General features: G+C 39.6%; 13 protein-coding genes and 1 pseudogene. 12 read left to right on the top strand and 2 right to left on the bottom strand.

Annotated features, from left to right (window positions below; genetic code table 11):
- Positions 1-97: 97 nt before the first annotated feature.
- Positions 98-262: pseudogene (locus tag myaer_RS10455) on the bottom strand (IS982 family transposase); the annotation flags it as partial.
- 850 nt (positions 263-1,112) lie between these two features.
- Between myaer_RS10455 and myaer_RS21195 the strand changes: the two are divergent.
- The 5 genes from myaer_RS21195 (at position 1,113) to myaer_RS10430 (ending at position 5,635) form a co-directional block, all read left to right on the top strand.
- Positions 1,113-1,862 carry a hypothetical protein gene (locus tag myaer_RS21195; RefSeq protein ID WP_149039025.1) on the top strand — a complete coding sequence of 250 codons (750 nt, stop codon included), beginning with the start codon at positions 1,113-1,115 and terminating at the stop codon, positions 1,860-1,862.
- Between the two features lie 108 nt (positions 1,863-1,970).
- Positions 1,971-2,969: a glycosyltransferase family 2 protein gene (locus myaer_RS10445; RefSeq protein WP_052734176.1), complete on the top strand. Its 999-nt coding sequence runs from the start codon at positions 1,971-1,973 to the stop codon at positions 2,967-2,969.
- A gap of 29 nt (positions 2,970-2,998) precedes the next feature.
- On the top strand, positions 2,999-3,736 hold the full coding sequence (locus tag myaer_RS10440; RefSeq protein WP_046662039.1) for a glycosyltransferase family 2 protein: 738 nt from the start codon (positions 2,999-3,001) through the stop codon (positions 3,734-3,736).
- A gap of 118 nt (positions 3,737-3,854) precedes the next feature.
- Positions 3,855-4,634, top strand: coding sequence for a glycosyltransferase (locus myaer_RS10435; protein WP_046662038.1), 780 nt, complete (start codon positions 3,855-3,857; stop codon positions 4,632-4,634).
- A 20-nt stretch (positions 4,635-4,654) separates the two neighbouring features.
- Positions 4,655-5,635, top strand: coding sequence for an NAD-dependent epimerase/dehydratase family protein (locus tag myaer_RS10430; protein WP_046662037.1), 981 nt, complete (start codon positions 4,655-4,657; stop codon positions 5,633-5,635).
- A 22-nt stretch (positions 5,636-5,657) separates the two neighbouring features.
- On the opposite strand, the gene myaer_RS10425 is transcribed toward myaer_RS10430, so the two are convergent.
- The gene (locus myaer_RS10425; RefSeq protein ID WP_046662036.1) at positions 5,658-8,366 is read right to left on the bottom strand and encodes a bifunctional acetate--CoA ligase family protein/GNAT family N-acetyltransferase; all 2,709 of its coding nucleotides are present in this window, start codon (positions 8,364-8,366) and stop codon (positions 5,658-5,660) included.
- Between the two features lie 219 nt (positions 8,367-8,585).
- Here myaer_RS10425 and gcvH point away from each other — a divergent pair, with 219 nt between their 5' ends.
- From gcvH to myaer_RS10390, 7 genes are all read left to right on the top strand, one after another.
- Positions 8,586-8,981 (top strand): glycine cleavage system protein GcvH, encoded by a 396-nt coding sequence (gcvH, locus tag myaer_RS10420; protein WP_002737085.1) that lies wholly within the window; start codon positions 8,586-8,588, stop codon positions 8,979-8,981.
- Between the two features lie 159 nt (positions 8,982-9,140).
- Complete coding sequence (gene moeB / locus myaer_RS10415; RefSeq protein WP_046662035.1) at positions 9,141-10,313, top strand: molybdopterin-synthase adenylyltransferase MoeB; 1,173 nt, start codon at positions 9,141-9,143, stop codon at positions 10,311-10,313.
- Between the two features lie 224 nt (positions 10,314-10,537).
- Positions 10,538-11,119: a hypothetical protein gene (locus myaer_RS10410; protein ID WP_046662034.1), complete on the top strand. Its 582-nt coding sequence runs from the start codon at positions 10,538-10,540 to the stop codon at positions 11,117-11,119.
- A gap of 72 nt (positions 11,120-11,191) precedes the next feature.
- Positions 11,192-13,945: a DNA methyltransferase gene (locus myaer_RS10405; RefSeq protein ID WP_046662033.1), complete on the top strand. Its 2,754-nt coding sequence runs from the start codon at positions 11,192-11,194 to the stop codon at positions 13,943-13,945.
- Positions 13,946-14,669: 724 nt separating this feature from the next.
- Positions 14,670-15,704 (top strand): type I glyceraldehyde-3-phosphate dehydrogenase, encoded by a 1,035-nt coding sequence (gap, locus tag myaer_RS10400; RefSeq protein ID WP_046662032.1) that lies wholly within the window; start codon positions 14,670-14,672, stop codon positions 15,702-15,704.
- Between the two features lie 281 nt (positions 15,705-15,985).
- Positions 15,986-16,354 carry a hypothetical protein gene (locus myaer_RS10395; protein WP_002802888.1) on the top strand — a complete coding sequence of 123 codons (369 nt, stop codon included), beginning with the start codon at positions 15,986-15,988 and terminating at the stop codon, positions 16,352-16,354.
- The gene (locus tag myaer_RS10390; RefSeq protein ID WP_046662031.1) at positions 16,351-17,364 is read left to right on the top strand and encodes a YgfZ/GcvT domain-containing protein; all 1,014 of its coding nucleotides are present in this window, start codon (positions 16,351-16,353) and stop codon (positions 17,362-17,364) included. Before myaer_RS10395 ends, myaer_RS10390 begins: the two co-directional genes overlap by 4 nt.
- The last annotated feature ends 342 nt before the right edge of the window (positions 17,365-17,706 follow it).

Raw genomic sequence — 17,706 nt, 5'->3', positions numbered from 1 at the left:
ACCTTCTCGACCCCTAATTTTTGCCCCCGTCTCAATTCTAGGAGAATATCTACAGTAAAAAAAATCGAAAAATATTCAGCGTTGACTTAGTAGCTGTATCTAAACCTGGAAATTCTGCCACTATTTCCATTGTGATGACCTCACTGTCACTTAAGCTGGGAGCAAAACCCCGTTGACGAATGGGACGAGATGGAGTGATTTCTTTAATTAAGTGATCAATACAGCAGAATACGACAATAATAAACTCTTCTGTGTCAAACATGGCAGTTCACCTTACTCTTAAGAGCTACTACTTAGTTTCTCATAGTCCAAGGTGCGATTTTCTGATTTTCATTCTACCTTGTTTGAGTTAGCGATCGCTTTTTGTTAACTTCTCCAGTCAAAAAGTTGCACAGGGGGTAACTTTGGTATTTTGAGAAATCTGTGATGATACTCCCATTATTGATCCGGCTGTGCTATAATGTCCAAAGGATTATCAAAATGAACCCTCTAGGCTAAACCACCTGATAGAGGTTTTCAGGTGACAAAAACTCTCGATATAATTCAAATTTTAAAGTTACAATATGAACTATTTTGATATTAATGACTATGTATTGTGGAGATTGTATTTAGTATTTTTTATTGGTCTTTTTATCAATATAAATATTTTTAGAAGAAAGATTTATAGTGTTTTTGATCCTCTTTTGTATCATCTTGTATGGATTTCTTCAATGAATGCTGTTTGCTTCGAGTTATTATTGGAGTACAGCGACAATGCGTGGACATTTTTCTTCTGTCTAGTTTCTTTATATTATACATTCAATCTATTTGTTTTTTCTAAACAAAGAATAAGAGAAAATTCAATATTATTATTAGCCAAACAACCTAATTACTTTCACTACTTTTTACTAATTATTGCTTTTTTAATTTTGTTCTTTTCAGATTATATTAATAAGTGGAATTCCTTATTGAATAACGGACTATTTGCTTCGGTCATGTATAAATTTGAACTCTTGGACAGAGGGAGACCTTTATACGGAACTATTGCAATAATCATGTTATATCCAGTGTATGAGTATATTTCATTCTATGTTTGTTTTTTTGAAAAAAGAATGATCTTAAGAATATTAGTAATGTCTTTATTAGTACATAATTTAATAATTAATACTGTCACAGGAAGTAGGAGTGCAGCAATGAGTATGCTTCTTTCTTTGGGGTTTTTTTGTTTCTATTTCCGGAGATATATAAATCAAAAGAATACTAACAGATTGTTTAATAGGATGTTATTAATTGCCGCTCCTATGACAATACTTTCTCTAGTATTAGTAACAGCACTATATATGAGCAAAACTGGGGATATTAACTTGAATGATGGATGGTCGGTGATATTAAACAGAATTTTTGCAAATGCTGATGGCCTAGATTACTTTGTGAAATTGGATGGTGATAAGTTCATTGATACTTGGGGTTTTATCAAATATAACTTCGGAGTTTTCTTAAACCGTATTGGTGATAGTGATGAAAAAAATCAGAGCTTAGGATGGAAATTAATGGAATTAGCAGTGGGAAGAACATTAAGTTTTTCTCAGGGACCAAATTTCATGATACATCTCCAGTCACTTATGTTTTTCAGCCCCTTATTAGCTCCGATATATATTACTTTAACAACATTTTGCTTATTAAAAATAAGATACATGAAATCTAATAACTTATCAATAAAGGATATTTGGATTTATAGTATGGCAAGCAACTCTCTGAGCTTTTTTGTAGATTCTGAGTATTTTATATATCAAACCTTAATATCTTCAGTATTTTTCTTTATATCCTACTGTTTTTCGTTATGTTTAAATGAAAAAAAGAGAAAAACTTATGCTGAATGGTAGCTAGTCAATGTTTTAAGCTTTCATATACATTATCTCGAAGAAAAAACATATTATCTGTTCCCAAATATCAATCAATCACAGTTCAGGAAATAAAAAAAGTAGAAAACTATGTTTGATCCTGTTAGTTTAGTTACTGTTATCACTCCCAGTTACAACAGAGCTTGGATTATTTCCCAGTGTATAAATTCTATTAAGAAACAATCCTATACAAATTGGGAACATATAGTGGTAGATGCTGCTTCAAAGGACAATACTGTTGAGATACTGAGGAATGAGGAAACAAAATATAATCTCCGCTGGATATCTGAACAAGATGAAGGCATTTATGATGCTGTCAATAAAGGTATTAGCTTGGCCAACGGTGATATAATTGCCTATCTTAATACGGATGATTTTTATTTTCCCTACACCATAGAAACAGTTGTTGATGTCTTTAACAGCACTGATGCCGATATCGTTTACGGAGACTGGGTTAACTTATACTATCCGTCAGCAAATTTAGAGTTGCTACCTTGGATGAAATTGAGCAAATACGATCTACTGTCTGATTATAACCTACCACAGCCTACGGTTTTTATCAGAAGAAATGTATTTGAAAAAATTGGTAACTTTAACTTAGATTATACGCTAGTTGCTGATAATGAATTTTTTACTAGAGCCGCTCTAGCAGGGTTTAAACTTGTTAAAATTGAGGAAGTTCTAGCTGGACAAACAATTCATCAAAACAATTTACTAGCGGGTAACTCGAGTTCTAGAGTTACTGCGCTAGAAGAAGGGATAAAATATAGGCAATACTACCAAAAGCTTTATAAAATTTCATCCCTTTATTTATTATTGCTTAGACTGAAAAATAGGTTACTTTTTAGAATAAATGCTGATTTTAAAATTGTTCAGTTTTTCTTCAGCTATTCAGGAGAAAAGCCCCATTGCTTTCCAGAGTTTAGCAGTTATCTGAAGACTCAAAAAATCTCCTTTAGTAGAATAAAAATGATTAAGTATCTAATCATCAACCTACTATTTCAAGGCAGATACAATAAGAGCAGTCTAGTTTTTATTCAAATTTTAGATGGCTTTTTCGAGCCTAATCATGAAAATATTAACTATTAGTCTGTTAATTTGATTGAGAGAAATTAATTATGAAAATTTCAGTTTGCATGGCTACCTACAATGGCTCTAGATTTATAGAGAAGCAAATACAATCTATTCTTCCCCAGCTATCATATAATGATGAACTGGTAATAGTTGATGATTGTTCATCCGATCAAACGGTGAACTTGATTCATAAATTTACTGATTCTCGGATAAAATTATGGGAAAATACCAGAAACTTAGGAGCAATTAAAAACTTTGAAAAATCGATAACTAATGCTGAAGGGGATATAATTTTCCTCTGTGATCAAGATGATATTTGGTGTCCTGATAAAATCTCAGAATTTGTCAACATATTCACTCAACAAAAAGAAGTGACGTTAGTTATTAGTAATTTACAGGTGATTGATGAAGATGATAATTTAATTTACGATTCACAGTTAATAAGTGAATTTACTGCCGGGATGCTTCCTAATTTAATCAAACCGAGATTTCGTGGATGTGCCTTAGCTTTTAGGAGAGAAATGCTGAATTATTTTCTACCTTTTCCAAAAGATATACCAATGCACGATATGTGGATAGGATTGGTCAATGAAATTTATGGACAAACATTCTATATAGACAAACCATTGATTAAATATCGAAGACACAGTAATAATGTTACATCAGACCATCATGCTGCTATTATTAAAGTACTTAAGTGGAGATACTCTTTGTTTAAAAATTTAGCTATGGTAATTTTAAAAAAAACTTTTATCTGTTCTGGAAATACTCAGTTTAAATAAAAAGCATTACTATTAATACTTGGCGAATTGGAAAAAACAACTGAACTTTTCCCATCAAATTACTAAAAGTAGTAATTTAAGGAATCAAAACTAAAAACTAAATTTATCAGTACAAACCATGAAACTTAGTGCCTCCCTTGTCCTTTACAAAAATGACCCAGAGATAGTTATTCAAGCAATTAAATCTCTGTTCAGCACACCCATAGAAATTAATTTATCAGTAGTAGATAATTCTCCCACCGATGAATTCAAAAAAATATTCGATAATTTTCAGGGATACGATATAGATTATTACTTCAATAATGGTAATAACGTTGGTTTTGGTCAAGGACATAACCTAGCTATTACTGGGGCTAAAAATTATGATTATCATTTAGTTATCAATCCAGATGTTTATTTTGATAATAATGTGATCACTGAACTTATTCACTACCTCGATAAGCATCAAGATGTGGGATTGATTACTCCAAAAATATCTTACCCTAATGGGGACATCCAATACCTTTGTAAGCGTCAACCCACAGTTTTGACCTTATTTATTAGACGTTTTATACCAAAAAAAATGCAATTTCTTTTCAAAAAGAGATTGGACTGGTATGAAATGAGAGATATTAGCTATAACCAGATAATAGAAGTACCGATTATTAGTGGTTGTTTTATGCTATTTAACAGAAAATATTTAGATGATATTGGCTACTTTGATAAAAATATGTTTATGTATTTTGAAGATTATGATTTGACCCTTAGAATGTCTAAAAAATATAAAACCATACTTTATCCCCATGTGAATATTTATCATCATTGGGCAAGAGGAGCGCACAACTCGACTAAACTGGCTATAGTTTTTGCTCAATCTGCCGTGTATTTTTTCAATAAACATGGTTGGAAATTTTACTAAAATTAATTGAATAATTAATAATGAAAAACGTTTTAGTTACAGGTTCTACTGGCTTTATTGGCAGCCACTTACTGCCAACTTTACATCAACATAACTACCAGATAACAGCTGCAATTCGCCAGAAATTTGAGTTTCCCGCAGCCCTGTCAATTAAGACCGTTCAGGTGGGTGAAATTGATGATATGACCGATTGGCAAGAAGCATTGCTAGGCATTGATACCGTTATTCATCTAGCAGGACGCGCTCATATCCTTCATGAGACTATATCCAATCCAGAAGCAGCATTTATAAAAGTTAACACTAAGGGGACTATTAACCTAGTGAAGCAGTCGCTAAAAGCGGGAGTTAAGCACTTTATTTTTGTCAGTTCTATTCATGCTATGGCTGCCGAAAGTGATGATATTCTTAACGAAAATTCTCCCTGTCACCCCGATAGTCCCTATGGTCGTAGCAAATTGCAAGCAGAACAAGCTTTAATTGAACTAGCAAAAGATAGTAACATGATTTGGACGATCCTTCGTCCTACTCTAGTTTACGGACTAGGCAATCGCGCTAATATGGACCGCTTGATGAAACTAATTAAACGGGGATTACCTTTACCTTTTGGTGCGATCAAAAATCATCGTAGTTTTGTCTTTGTGGGTAACTTAGTTGCTGCCATTATTACCTGTTTAGATCATCCTAATGCCGCTAATCAAATTTTTTTAATTAGCGATAACCAAGCTGTTTCTACTCCCCAATTAATTCGACTCATTGCTCAACAAATTCAACAACCCTGTCGATTGCTGCCCGTCCCCACTACCTTACTTAGATTCTTAGGTTATCTGGGTGATAGAGTAGAATCCATCACAGGGAAAAATCTCCCTTTTAACAGCTATAATATCGATCGCTTGCTTGGTTCTCTTGCCGTTGACTCTAGCTATATTCAAAAAACCCTCGATTGGCAACCTCCCTTTACTTTAGAGCAAGGATTAGCCCAAACAATTCAGCCAGAAAATTAGTGATAAGCTCGTCAAAAAGGCTTCATAATTCAAGTTCCACTTTGACAAAATCGGCAGTTTTATAGAGAGAAAACCCTACTTTAGCGGCTATCATCTGCATAGCGCGATTATCCCTTAAAATTTCCCCTTCGATTCCCTCTAATCCTTCCTTTTTGCCAATAGTGACTAAACGCCGTAGTAATTCTGTACCAATACCCTGACCTTGATAGTCATCCCTAACTAATAGGTCAAATTCCGCCACATTAACGCCGTGCAGTTTATTTAAGCGTCCTATAGCGATAATTTCTGGCTCTTCCGTCTGATCGTTATTAATCTCTACCACTAAGCTCATTACTCGATCGTAGTCAATAAAACAAATGCGCGTAAGACGATCATAAGCGGTTTGGCGATCGAGATTGACAAGATGAAAATAACGATAATAAATGGTTTCTTCCGAGAGATAATGGTGAAATTGTCGCACTAAAGGCTCATCCGCTGCCCGAATCGGACGAATTAGCACCTTTAAGCCTCTTTTCGTCGTCCAAAGCCCTATATAATGTTCGGGATAGGGACGAATCGCCGGATGAGATAACTTTTCTGGGGGAGTAGTTGGAGGATGAAGAAGGATAGAAGCGGAAAGGGCGATTAATTGCTCTGAATCGGCAAAAAAAGGATTAATATCGATAGTTTTAATGCGAGGCTGTTCACTAACTAGGTGACTAAATCTAACGATTATTTGCTCCAAATTCGCTAAATTAAGCGATTTAAGCCCATTTAATCCCTGAAAAGCCCGATAAATCTTGGTTTTTTCTAAAAGTCGGCGAGCGAGATTAGTATTTAAAGGAGGTAGAGCGGTGGCGTAATCTTGAAAAATATCGACCAAACGGCCACCAGTGCCGAAAATTATCACCGGTCCGCACTGATCATCGTAATTAGAGCCGATAATTAACTCATATCCTCGATCGATCTCTAACATCGGTTGAATACTCACCCCGAGAAAATGCTCCCCACCCACTTGTGCGCTAACATTAGCTTCGATCGCTTGATACGCTTGCACCACTGCCCTAGGGGAAAAAAGCGGCCATTGTACCCCACCCACCGCACTTTTATGGATAATCGTCCTCGAATACAGTTTCATCACCACGGGATAACCGAGAGATTCAGCGAGATTAACTGCTTCTGCGGCACTTTCAGCAATTTTAGTGACAATAACAGGGATTCCATAAGCTTTGAGTATATCTAAAGACTCTGGCTCACTGAGAATTGTTCTATCCCCTGCTTGCTCGATAATCTGGCTCACTAAAACTAGATCGGAGCCATTTTCCCTGGAATTGGTTAAAATTGGCGTTTGATAAAGACCGCGCAGATTCTCTTCATATTTCCAGAGCAAATTAAACACCCGGGCTGCCGAATCGGGATAGCGATAGGTGGGGATACCCTGCTGATTTAATAACGCTACTGCCTCTGCAATGCCCTCTCCCCCCATCAAACTTGCTAAAATGGGTTTTGTGCTATTTTGAGCAATTAAAGCGATATTAAGGGCAATTTCTCGCAGATCGGTGTTAAAGCGAGGCGAGAGAATCATCAACACCGCGTCGGTATGTGCATCCGCTAAAGCGATCTCTAGGGCGCGAGCGTAGCTATCGGGATCGCTGCCGCGACGCAGATCGATGGGATTTCGTGGGACAATATCCGCGGGAACAAGAGGCGCTAGTTGTGCGATCGTTGCGGGGGTAAGGGTTGCCAGTTGTCCATCCTCCGCCAGTAAAGCCGAGGCCGCTAAAAGAGCGGGAGCAACACCATTGCTGATGATTGTCAAGCGTTTTCCCCGGGGAAATCGGGGAATTTTCGCTAAAACTTGCGTGATATTCAAGAGATCGGCCAGTCTTTGTACTTCCACAATGCCACAGCGAGCAAAGGCAGCGGAGAGAGTTAGCTGATCGCTGGTCAATTTGCCAGCATGGGAAAGAGAAGTGGGGTCAAAGTCGGTACTGTGGCGACTAATGGCGATAATTGGTTTATTTAGGGCAACTTCTCGGGCTGAGGACAGAAAAGAGCGGGCATTATTCAGGGATTCCAGGTAGATAACGATGCTTTTGGTTTGGGGATCGTCTCCCAAATAATAGAGTAATTCGCCCCAATCCACATCTAAAAGGACTCCGAGGGAGATAAAGTGACTAAAACCGACATTTTCGCTTAAACTCCAATCAAGCACGGCAGCAGCGATCGCCCCACTTTGACTAATCAGGGCAATTGAACCGGGTTTCGGCAGGATCGGGGAAAAGGTAGCGTTAAGATTTTGGCTGAGATTGCAGATTCCTGAGCTATGGGGACCGATAATGCGTAATTTTTGACCAGCGATCGCTTTAATTTCCCTGAGTAAATTTTCCCCTATCTGTCCAGTTTCCCGAAAACCCGTGGAGAGAATCAGGGCGCATTTAACCTGTTTTTCGACAGATTGGGCGATAATAGCGGGAATTTCGGGAGCAGGGGCGGTGATAATTACCAGATCGATCGCCGCCTGGATATCTGGTAAACTGCTATAGCTGGGAAGATCGAGCCAGTTTTCGGGGTGAGGATTAACTAGATAAAGGCGGTGCTGACCGGGATTATGATGGAGATTATTTAAAAGAGTGCGATCGAGTTGGGGATTTTGGCGATTAAATCCCACCACAGCGATGGTTTTTGGCTCAAAAAAGGCTCTTATGGTTTGATGTTCGCCACCACGATGATCTAAGATGGGATTTAACATAAGTGAGCTAAAAAAGCAGCTAACCCTTACTGTTGCACTGTTCGAGTATTCCAGCGTTCCCCGATCGACCTAGACCAATTCTAGCTGTTTAATCAGGGTTCGATCGGTGTAATTAATTTTGTCTAGGTAGGGTTGGCAATAAAACAGCCCTAGGCGATCAACATTTTCCCCAAGAAATCTAGTAAACTAACTGATGCTGTAAATATTTAGAGACAGACGATGGAACTGGAATATCCCGAGGATTTGAGATACCTAGAAACCCACGAATACGTCAGACTCGAAGGTGAAATCGCTACCTTGGGAATTAGTGCTTTTGCCGTCGATCAATTGGGTGATATCGTGTTTCTAGAATTGCCCGAATTGGGAGAGGCGCTGGAAGTAGGTAGTAGTTTCGGCACGATTGAATCGGTAAAAGCGGTAGAAGATCTTTATCCTCCCGTCTCGGGAACCGTAGTCGATCGCAATCAAGCGATGATTGACTCCCCCGAATTAATTGCCGATGATCCCCACGGGGAGGGTTGGTTATTAAAAGTGCGGGTAGAAAATCCCGATACTGCCTTGGCTGATACCCTCTCCGCTAGTGAATACCGCGCCCAAGTAGCAGGAGAAAGTTAACTAATATTAACAACACGGAGCCAGACCCTCACACTATCATAGGCATAGAAAGAATTAAAAATCCAGGAAGCGATCGAGTCTTCCTGATTTTTGTCTCTAAACCGTGCTGAGACGAAATTCTAGCCCGAATCGAGTGAGGTTTCACTATTTACCCAATCTATGCTAAATCCTAATCTCGCGGCGATCGAACTTTCCAAAGAGGAGGTTCAACGCTACTCTCGACACATTATTCTGCCCGAAGTGGGCTTAGAAGGTCAAAAAAAACTAAAAGCCGCCAGTGTTCTCTGCATCGGCACCGGGGGACTCGGTTCCCCGCTTTTACTCTATCTAGCGGCGGCTGGCATCGGTAGAATCGGTATTGTTGACTTCGATATCGTCGATAGTTCCAATCTGCAACGTCAAATTATTCACGGCACTTCTTGGGTAGGTAAACCGAAAATTGTTTCCGCTAAGGACAGAATTCTAGAAATTAACCCCTATTGTCAGGTGGATTTGTACGAAACCCGCATAAGTTCCGAAAATGCCCTTGACATTTTAGCCCCCTATGATGTAGTTATCGACGGGACCGATAATTTCCCCACCCGTTATCTGACTAATGATGCTTGTGTTCTTCTCGACAAACCCAACGTCTATGGCTCAATTTTCCGCTTTGAAGGACAAGCAACCGTTTTTAACTACCAAGGCGGTCCCAACTACCGCGATCTCTATCCCGAACCGCCACCACCGGGGATGGTTCCCTCCTGTGCCGAAGGCGGCGTTTTAGGGGTTTTACCCGGAGTAATCGGCACAATTCAAGCCACAGAAGCCATTAAAATTATCCTCGGCGCTCCGGATACCCTCAGTGGTCGTTTACTGCTTTACAATGCTTGGGAAATGAAATTCCGCGAGTTAAAATTGCGCCCGAATCCTATCCGTCCCGTTATTGAAAAACTAATTGATTACGAACAATTCTGCGGTATTCCGCAAGCAAAAGCACAAGAAGCAGCAGAACAGCAAAAAATGACAGAAATGACCGTAGTAGAGTTAAAAGCACTAATTGACAGCAATGCCAATGATTACATTCTCATCGATGTGCGTAATCCCAACGAGTACCAAATCGCTAAGATTCCCAACTCGGTATTAATTCCCCTACCCGATATCGAAAATGGTTCGGCAATTCCCAAAATTAAGGAATTAGTCAACGGTTATCGTCTTATCGCCCATTGTAAGATGGGGGGACGTTCCGCTAAAGCCCTCGCTATCCTCAAAGACGCAGGTATCGAAGGAATTAACGTCAAAGGTGGCATCAGCGCCTGGAGTCGCGAAGTCGATTCTTCTGTACCAGAATACTAATTTTGGTCCTTGGGTGTTGGGGGTTGGGGTTTTAGGGTTTTGGGGTATTAGTTGAATTTCCCCATTCCCTATCCCCCCATCTCCCTAGGGTTGATTCAAGGTAGGGTTGATTCATGAATCAACCCTACCCCATTCCCCATTCCCCCTTCTCTGTGTTCCCTGTTCCCCGTGAATCTGTTAAGATCGTGGCGAGTTAGCCTTAAAATCTTGGGTGTGAGCAAACAATGAAAAACCATATTAAAAAAATTGCTAGTTGGAGCGCGATCGCTGCTATTTCCCTTGGCTTAGTAGAAATGAACCGAACAGCGATCGCATTTGGCAAAAATAATCAATTTAGCGCCTGTATCAGTCAGATTGTCCGCACGGGAGTGAGTCCCGAAGATGCCGCCACCGCTTGTTCAGAAGCATTAATTCCTAAAGAATTATCCCGGTGTGTGGTGATGATTAAATCCAAAACCCCGATCGATGGTAATCTGGCTCTGCAAGCTTGTTTTCAAGTGCGTCGTCCCATCGACCTAGGGAATTGTGTGGTCGATATCCATCGCGCTGCCCCCTTGTTTGCCGCTAATTCCTCCAAACAAACAGAAACAGCCAAGGAACCCGATAAATTAGGGATTTCTAAACAGATTTTAGATTCCTGTCGTCAAAGTTTATTACCCGGTCGCTTTTCCGAGTGCGTTATCGCTGTCAGTCGTGATGTGGACAAAAATAATCCCTCCCAAGCTTTACAAACCTGTTTAAGTGCCGAGGATTTCCCCAGAGATCTATTCCCCAGTTATCCCCAAAATCAAGACCAGAGACTTTAATCAAGATTATTTCAACGAATGTGCCAGATTCCCTACCCCGACTCGTAGGGGGGTAGGGAAGGAATTAAAACCATGCCTTTAAGTTGGAATGAAATTAAAAATCGCGCCATCGCTTTTCAAAAAGAGTGGCAAGGAGAGACTTCAGAAAAGGCAGAATCTCAGTCTTTTTGGAATGAGTTTTTTCATGTCTTTGGCATTTCACGGCGTAGGGTAGCCAGTTTTGAGCAACCGATAAAAAAAGCCGATAATAAACAGGGTTTTATTGATTTACTCTGGAAAGGAACGATTTTAGTTGAGCATAAATCGAAGGGTAAAGATTTAGAAAAAGCCCCACAACAGGCTAAGGATTATTTTCCCAATTTAAAGGAACATGAGTTACCGCGTTATATTTTAGTCTCGGATTTTCAACGGTTTAAATTATATGATTTAGATTCGGGCAATCAATGGGAATTTGAATTAAGTAATTTTGTTGATAATGTTCATTTATTTGATTTTATTGCTGGTTACGAAAAGCGAGTTTATAAAGACGAAGATTCCGTCAATATTCAAGCAGCCGAGTTAATGGGAAAACTTCATGATTGCCTCAAAGAAATTGGTTATATGGGGCATGATTTAGAAGTTTATCTAGTGCGTTTATTATTTTGTTTATTTGCCGATGATACGGGTATTTTTAATCAGGGGATTTTCTGGGAATATATTGATATACATACCAAAGAAGATGGCAGTGATTTGGCGATGCACATCGCTTCTATTTTTCAGGTTTTGAATACACCAGAAGAAAAACGATTAAAAAATATCGATGAGAATTTAACTCAATTTCCCTACATAAATGGCAAGTTATTTGAGGAGTCATTACCCTTAGCGGCTTTTGATAGCAAGATGAGAGTCATGTTATTAGAAGCTTGTGCTTTTGATTGGGGAAAAATTTCCCCTGCTATTTTTGGCTCTATGTTTCAAGCGGTAATGAATCCAAAAGAGCGACGCAATTTAGGGGCGCATTATACCTCCGAGAAGAACATTCAAAAGGTGATTAAACCGTTATTTTTAGATGATTTACACAGAGAATTTGAGAAGATTAAAGGCCATCGCAATAAATTACTAGAATTTCACAAAAAGATTGCTAATTTATATTTTCTTGATCCTGCCTGTGGTTGCGGCAACTTTTTAATTATTACCTATCGGGAGTTACGCGATTTAGAGATTTTGGTATTACAGGAGTTAGATAAAACGGGGCAGTTAGTAACAGATATTAGTGCTATTATTCAGGTAGATGTTAATCAGTTTGCGGGTATTGAATACGATGAGTTTGCGGTGAGGGTGGCAGAGGTGGCGATGGGGTTAATTGATCATCAGATGAATATTAAAGTTAGTAATACTTTTGGTCAGTATTTTGTGCGTTTACCATTAAAGAAAGCGGCAAAGATTGTTAATGGAAATGCCTTGCGGATTGATTGGGAGGAAGTTATATCAAAAGAGAAGCTCAATTTTATTTTAGGAAATCCTCCTTTTGTGGGGAAACAGTTACAAAATGCCGACCAAAAGGCTGACATGAATCATGTTTTAGGGGACATTAAAGGAGCAGGTGTTTTAGATTATGTGACGGCATGGTATATTAAAGCGGCTGAATTTATTCAAAATAGTTTAATTCGTTGCGCTTTAGTTAGTACAAATTCTATTTCTCAGGGTGAACAAGTTGGGATTATTTGGCAAGAACTTTATCAAAAATATAAAATAAAAATTCATTTTGCCCATCGAACTTTTAGCTGGAGCAATGAAGCAAAAGGAAACGCCGCAGTTCATTGTGTTATTATTGGTTTTGGGCTAGAAGATATTGACAATAAACGTATTTTTGATTATGCTGATATTAAAGGAGAACCGACAGAAAGAAAGGTTAAAAATATTAATCCTTACCTAGTTGAGGGTAATGACTTAGTAATTTTAAGTAGAAGAAAAACCATTTCATCTGTTCCAGAAATAAACTTTGGAAGTATGCCAAATGATGGTGGGCATCTTATTCTTTTACAATCTGAAAAAGAAGAATTAGTTAAAAATGAACCTGATGCTGATAAATGGATAAGACGCTATACAGGAGCGCAAGAATTTATTAATGGTTATTCTCGTTATTGTCTTTGGCTTGCTGATATTCAACCTCAAGAATTAAAGAAGTCAAAAGAAATTTATAGAAGAGTTGAAGAAGTTAGAAAAGTGCGAAGTGAAAGCAATCGAAAAACCACTCAAGAATTATCTAAATTCCCAACTCTTTTTGGAGAAAATAGACAACCTGATACTAATTATTTACTTGTTCCCCGTGTCTCATCTGAAAGAAGAAAATATATTCCAATAGGTTTCTTTAGTCCAGATTATATTGCTAGTGATAGTTGTCTCTTTGTTGCCAATGCTGATTTATCTTTATTTGGTATTCTTACTTCAGAGATGCACATGGCATGGGTTAAATATGTTTGCGGAAGATTAAAAAGTGATTACCGTTATTCAAACACCATCGTTTATAATAATTTTCCCTTTCCAGAAAATATCACCGACAAACAAAAACAAACCGTCGAAACTTGCGCTCAAGCTGTGCTAGATACTAGGGCAAAATATCCTGATAGTAGCCTTGCGGATTTATACGATCATTTAACCATGCCTCCCGACTTGCTCAAAGCTCACCAAAAACTTGACAAAGCCGTTGATTTGTGTTATCGTCCCCAACTCTTTACCAGTGAATTAAATCGGATTGAATACCTCTTTGAACTCTATGAAAAATTAACCGCCCCTTTACTCCCTACCAGCAAACAAAAAGCCACGAGAAGAAAAAATTATCAATAACCAAAAATACTTGCTTGTGTGCCTTTTATTCAGTGAACAGTGAACAGTGGAAAAAACTGATATAATAAAAATGCTGGCCAAAGATATTTATCATGATAGCGTGAAAACTAAAGAGTATTTTGCTCTGTCAAGGATATTTCTGGTGCGAATACCATGAATATTTCTCGAATATCAGGGATAAGATTAAGAGAGTTGATAGACAATTTCTCCAGATTATCGAGGGGGAACATCTATTAACCCTCGGTCGGTTTTCAAACTATAATCAGGATTCTAACCTTTTGGTTCGTAAAAAACTATTAAAATAAGCTATATTTTACTGATATGGCTTGGGTAATTGATGTCAGTCTGGCGGGGTTTTTTAAATGGCTTTTAAAGGCATATTAATATCTTCTTAACTTAGGGATGCACAAATTCTCAGAAAGCTTTTAATGATTTTTTAATGTCAACTTTTCCCAAAAGGCTATATAATCAGATTCTCGTTGGTCGGCAAGGGCTAACATCAGGTTTTCTTGATGCCGGTGGCGGGGACGACGGGACGACTAGGGTGGCAAATTGATGATTTTTTATCTTGGAAGCACTGAAACTTAAAATCTTTCTATACTTCATCTAGCGATCGATAAAAGCTGATTAGCATATATAGTGATTCTCTACAGGCTAATCAATTCTCGGATTGTTTTTTCTTGATCGTGCCTAAGCTTATCGCAGCTGCAAAGGAGTTTTTTTCATGACAAAAGTAAGAGTCGCCATCAACGGATTCGGTCGTATCGGTCGCCTCGTTTTTAGGGCGGGTATCCAAAATCCTGATTTCGAGTTTGTTGGTATTAATGATCTGGTTCCCTCCGATAATATTGCCTATCTGCTCAAATACGACTCCACCCACGGACGTTTTCAGGGTACGGTAGAAGCAAAAGAAGATGGCATCGTCGTGGATGGTAAGTTTATCCCCTGTTACTCGATTAAAGACCCCGCCCAACTGCCCTGGGGTGCAACCGGGGCCGATTATGTGGTCGAGTCCACTGGTTTATTTACCACCGCCGAAGGGGCCGGAAAACACCTGGAAGCTGGGGCGAAACGGGTGGTTATCTCCGCACCCACCAAAGATCCCGACAAGATTCGTACCATTGTACTAGGCGTTAACGACAATGAGTACGATCCCGCTAAAGATATGATCGTCTCTAACGCTAGTTGTACCACCAATTGTTTAGCCCCGATCACCAAAGTTATTAACGATAACTTCGGACTAGCGGAAGGATTAATGACCACGGTACACTCGATGACCGCCACTCAACCCACCGTGGATGGTCCATCGAAAAAAGATTGGCGCGGTGGTCGCGGCGCTGGTCAAAATATTATCCCCTCCTCCACGGGAGCAGCCAAAGCAGTAACCCTAGTTATTCCTTCCCTAAAAGGCAAATTAACCGGTATGGCCTTCCGTGTGCCAACTCCCAACGTTTCGGCGGTGGATTTAACCTTTAAAACCGAAAAAGCCACCAGTTACGAGGAAATCTGCGCCGCTATGAAAGCCGCCAGCGAAGGTCCGATGAAAGGTATCCTCGGTTATACCGATGAGGAAGTGGTATCGAGTGACTTTATCACTGACCCCCGTTCCAGTATCTTTGATGCTAAAGCTGGCATTCAACTTAATGCCAATTTCTTTAAGGTCGTCTCTTGGTACGATAACGAGTGGGGTTATTCCTGCCGGATGTTAGACCTGATGAAAATGATGGCAGCTAAGGAAGCAACCCTAGTAACAGCCTAAATCAGTTATCAGTTATCAGTTATCAGTAACCAGTGAACAGTAAACAGTGAACAGTGAAAAGACAGCACTGTTAATGCCATTAGACATCTCCAAGAGTGAAACAAAATAGTTCTAGGGCTGAAATGTATGTCTTTGTCTATTTAATACTGCTCACTTAATAAGTAGGTGGGTGTTAAAAATTGTCAGATCCCCCCTTATCAAGGGGGGCAGGGGGGATCCCCCCACTTAATCCTCAAATCTGATCACTGATAACTGATAACTGATCACTGATAACTGATAAGATGAATCCAAAATTTAAAGATATTACCGCTTGGGAACAGGCACAATTATTAATGCAGCCGGCATTTATTCGGGTGCTGGATAATCTGCGTAAACAGTTAGAAAATTCCCTCTGGAAAGGAACTTATACAGAAATTCAAGATCCCTATCCCAGTTATCTGCTCTGTTTGACTTATCTCGATCGCTCCGTTACTGTAAATATTTGGGAACTTTGTTTTCAAGTCTGTTTTCTCGATTATCCCACCGATGAAGGAGAGAGCGTCACCATCGATACCAGTCTCCTCGATCCCACCGGTGAACTAGATTGGCAGAGTTTGGAAACGAAAACCGAGCGCATTATTAAGCAATTATTCGCTAATTTACCTCCATGAAAGCAGATTTAGAAACGATCAAGGCAGAGTATGCCGCTAATTTTCTGAAAGATTACCACAATGATCCCCAAAGTTTAGCATCCCAAACAATTTTAATCGATCGCTCCGATTGGGGTTTATTAGAATTAAAAGGCCAGGACCGACTGCGTTTTCTCCACAATCAAACCAGTAACGCGATTGATCGCCTGAAACCGGGTCAGGGTTGTGAGACAATTTTCCTTAACTCTACTGGTCGTACCCTCGATTTTGTCACAGTTTACGCTGGCGATGATTCCCTCCTCATCCTCGTTTCTCCCCAACGTCGTCAATTTTTACTGGAATTGATTGATCGCTATATTTTCCCCTTCGATAAGGTGGAAATTAGCGACTTAACCGATAATTTTGGCATTGTCACCCTAATCGGTACTGAAAGCGGGCAATACCTGCAAAAAATCGCCATTCCAGAGCAGATTTTAACGGGGGTGCAGCATAGTCATTATCTCCTTTCTCAACCCGCCCTGAGAGTAGCCGTCGGCACCGGCTTAGATCTGCCCGGATATACTTTAATCGTTGCCGCCACCGAAGCCGGTCCCCTCTGGGAAAATTTAATAAAAAATGGCGTTACTCCCGCAGATGAGCAGGTGTGGGAATACCTGAGAATCCATCAGGGCCGACCGGCAGTCGATCGAGAATTAACTGAAGATTATAACCCTTTAGAGGCCGGTTTATGGCGAGCGATTGTCTTTGATAAGGGCTGTTATATTGGTCAAGAAACTATCGCCCGTCTCAACACCTATAAAGGCGTAAAACAAAGACTTTGGGGCATAAAACTTAGCCAACCCGTCCCCAGCAATACCCCGATTATTTTAGAAGCGCAAAAAGTCGGTTTACTCACCAGTGTGCTGGAGGATTTTGGCTTGGGTTATGTGAAAACAAAAGCGGGAGGAGAGGGTTTGAAAGTACAAATCGGCGAGGCAACAGGAGAATTAATCCCTTTACCCTTCCTCTCTCACGAATACCCCTTTCAGTGAACAGTAATCAGTAAACAGTAAACAGTAATCAGTGAAAAGACAGTGGCAAACGGGTGCATCTCACATTTGCAGAAATACCGACAATCAGCAATTATCAGTGACTCTTAAATTAGTACAAAAATATGAACAATCGCGTGTAAGCATCCCACCGAAAAACTAATGCGCGGGGGGTTTGGGGGCGGCGCCACGCCCCCAACGGGGGGTTTGGGGGGTAGAACCCCCCAAAAGCTTGGATTGAGTGATAAAATCGAAAGTAACGCCCAATTTTAAAAGAGAGTTTCCCCTTAAAAATCCCAACTTCGTAGATTTACAAAAACGAGATACACCCGTAGAAAACTGCTA

Source organism: Microcystis aeruginosa NIES-2549, assembly GCF_000981785.2.
GTDB lineage: Bacteria > Cyanobacteriota > Cyanobacteriia > Cyanobacteriales > Microcystaceae > Microcystis > Microcystis aeruginosa_C.
This window is presented reverse-complemented; position numbering and strand designations above follow the sequence as displayed.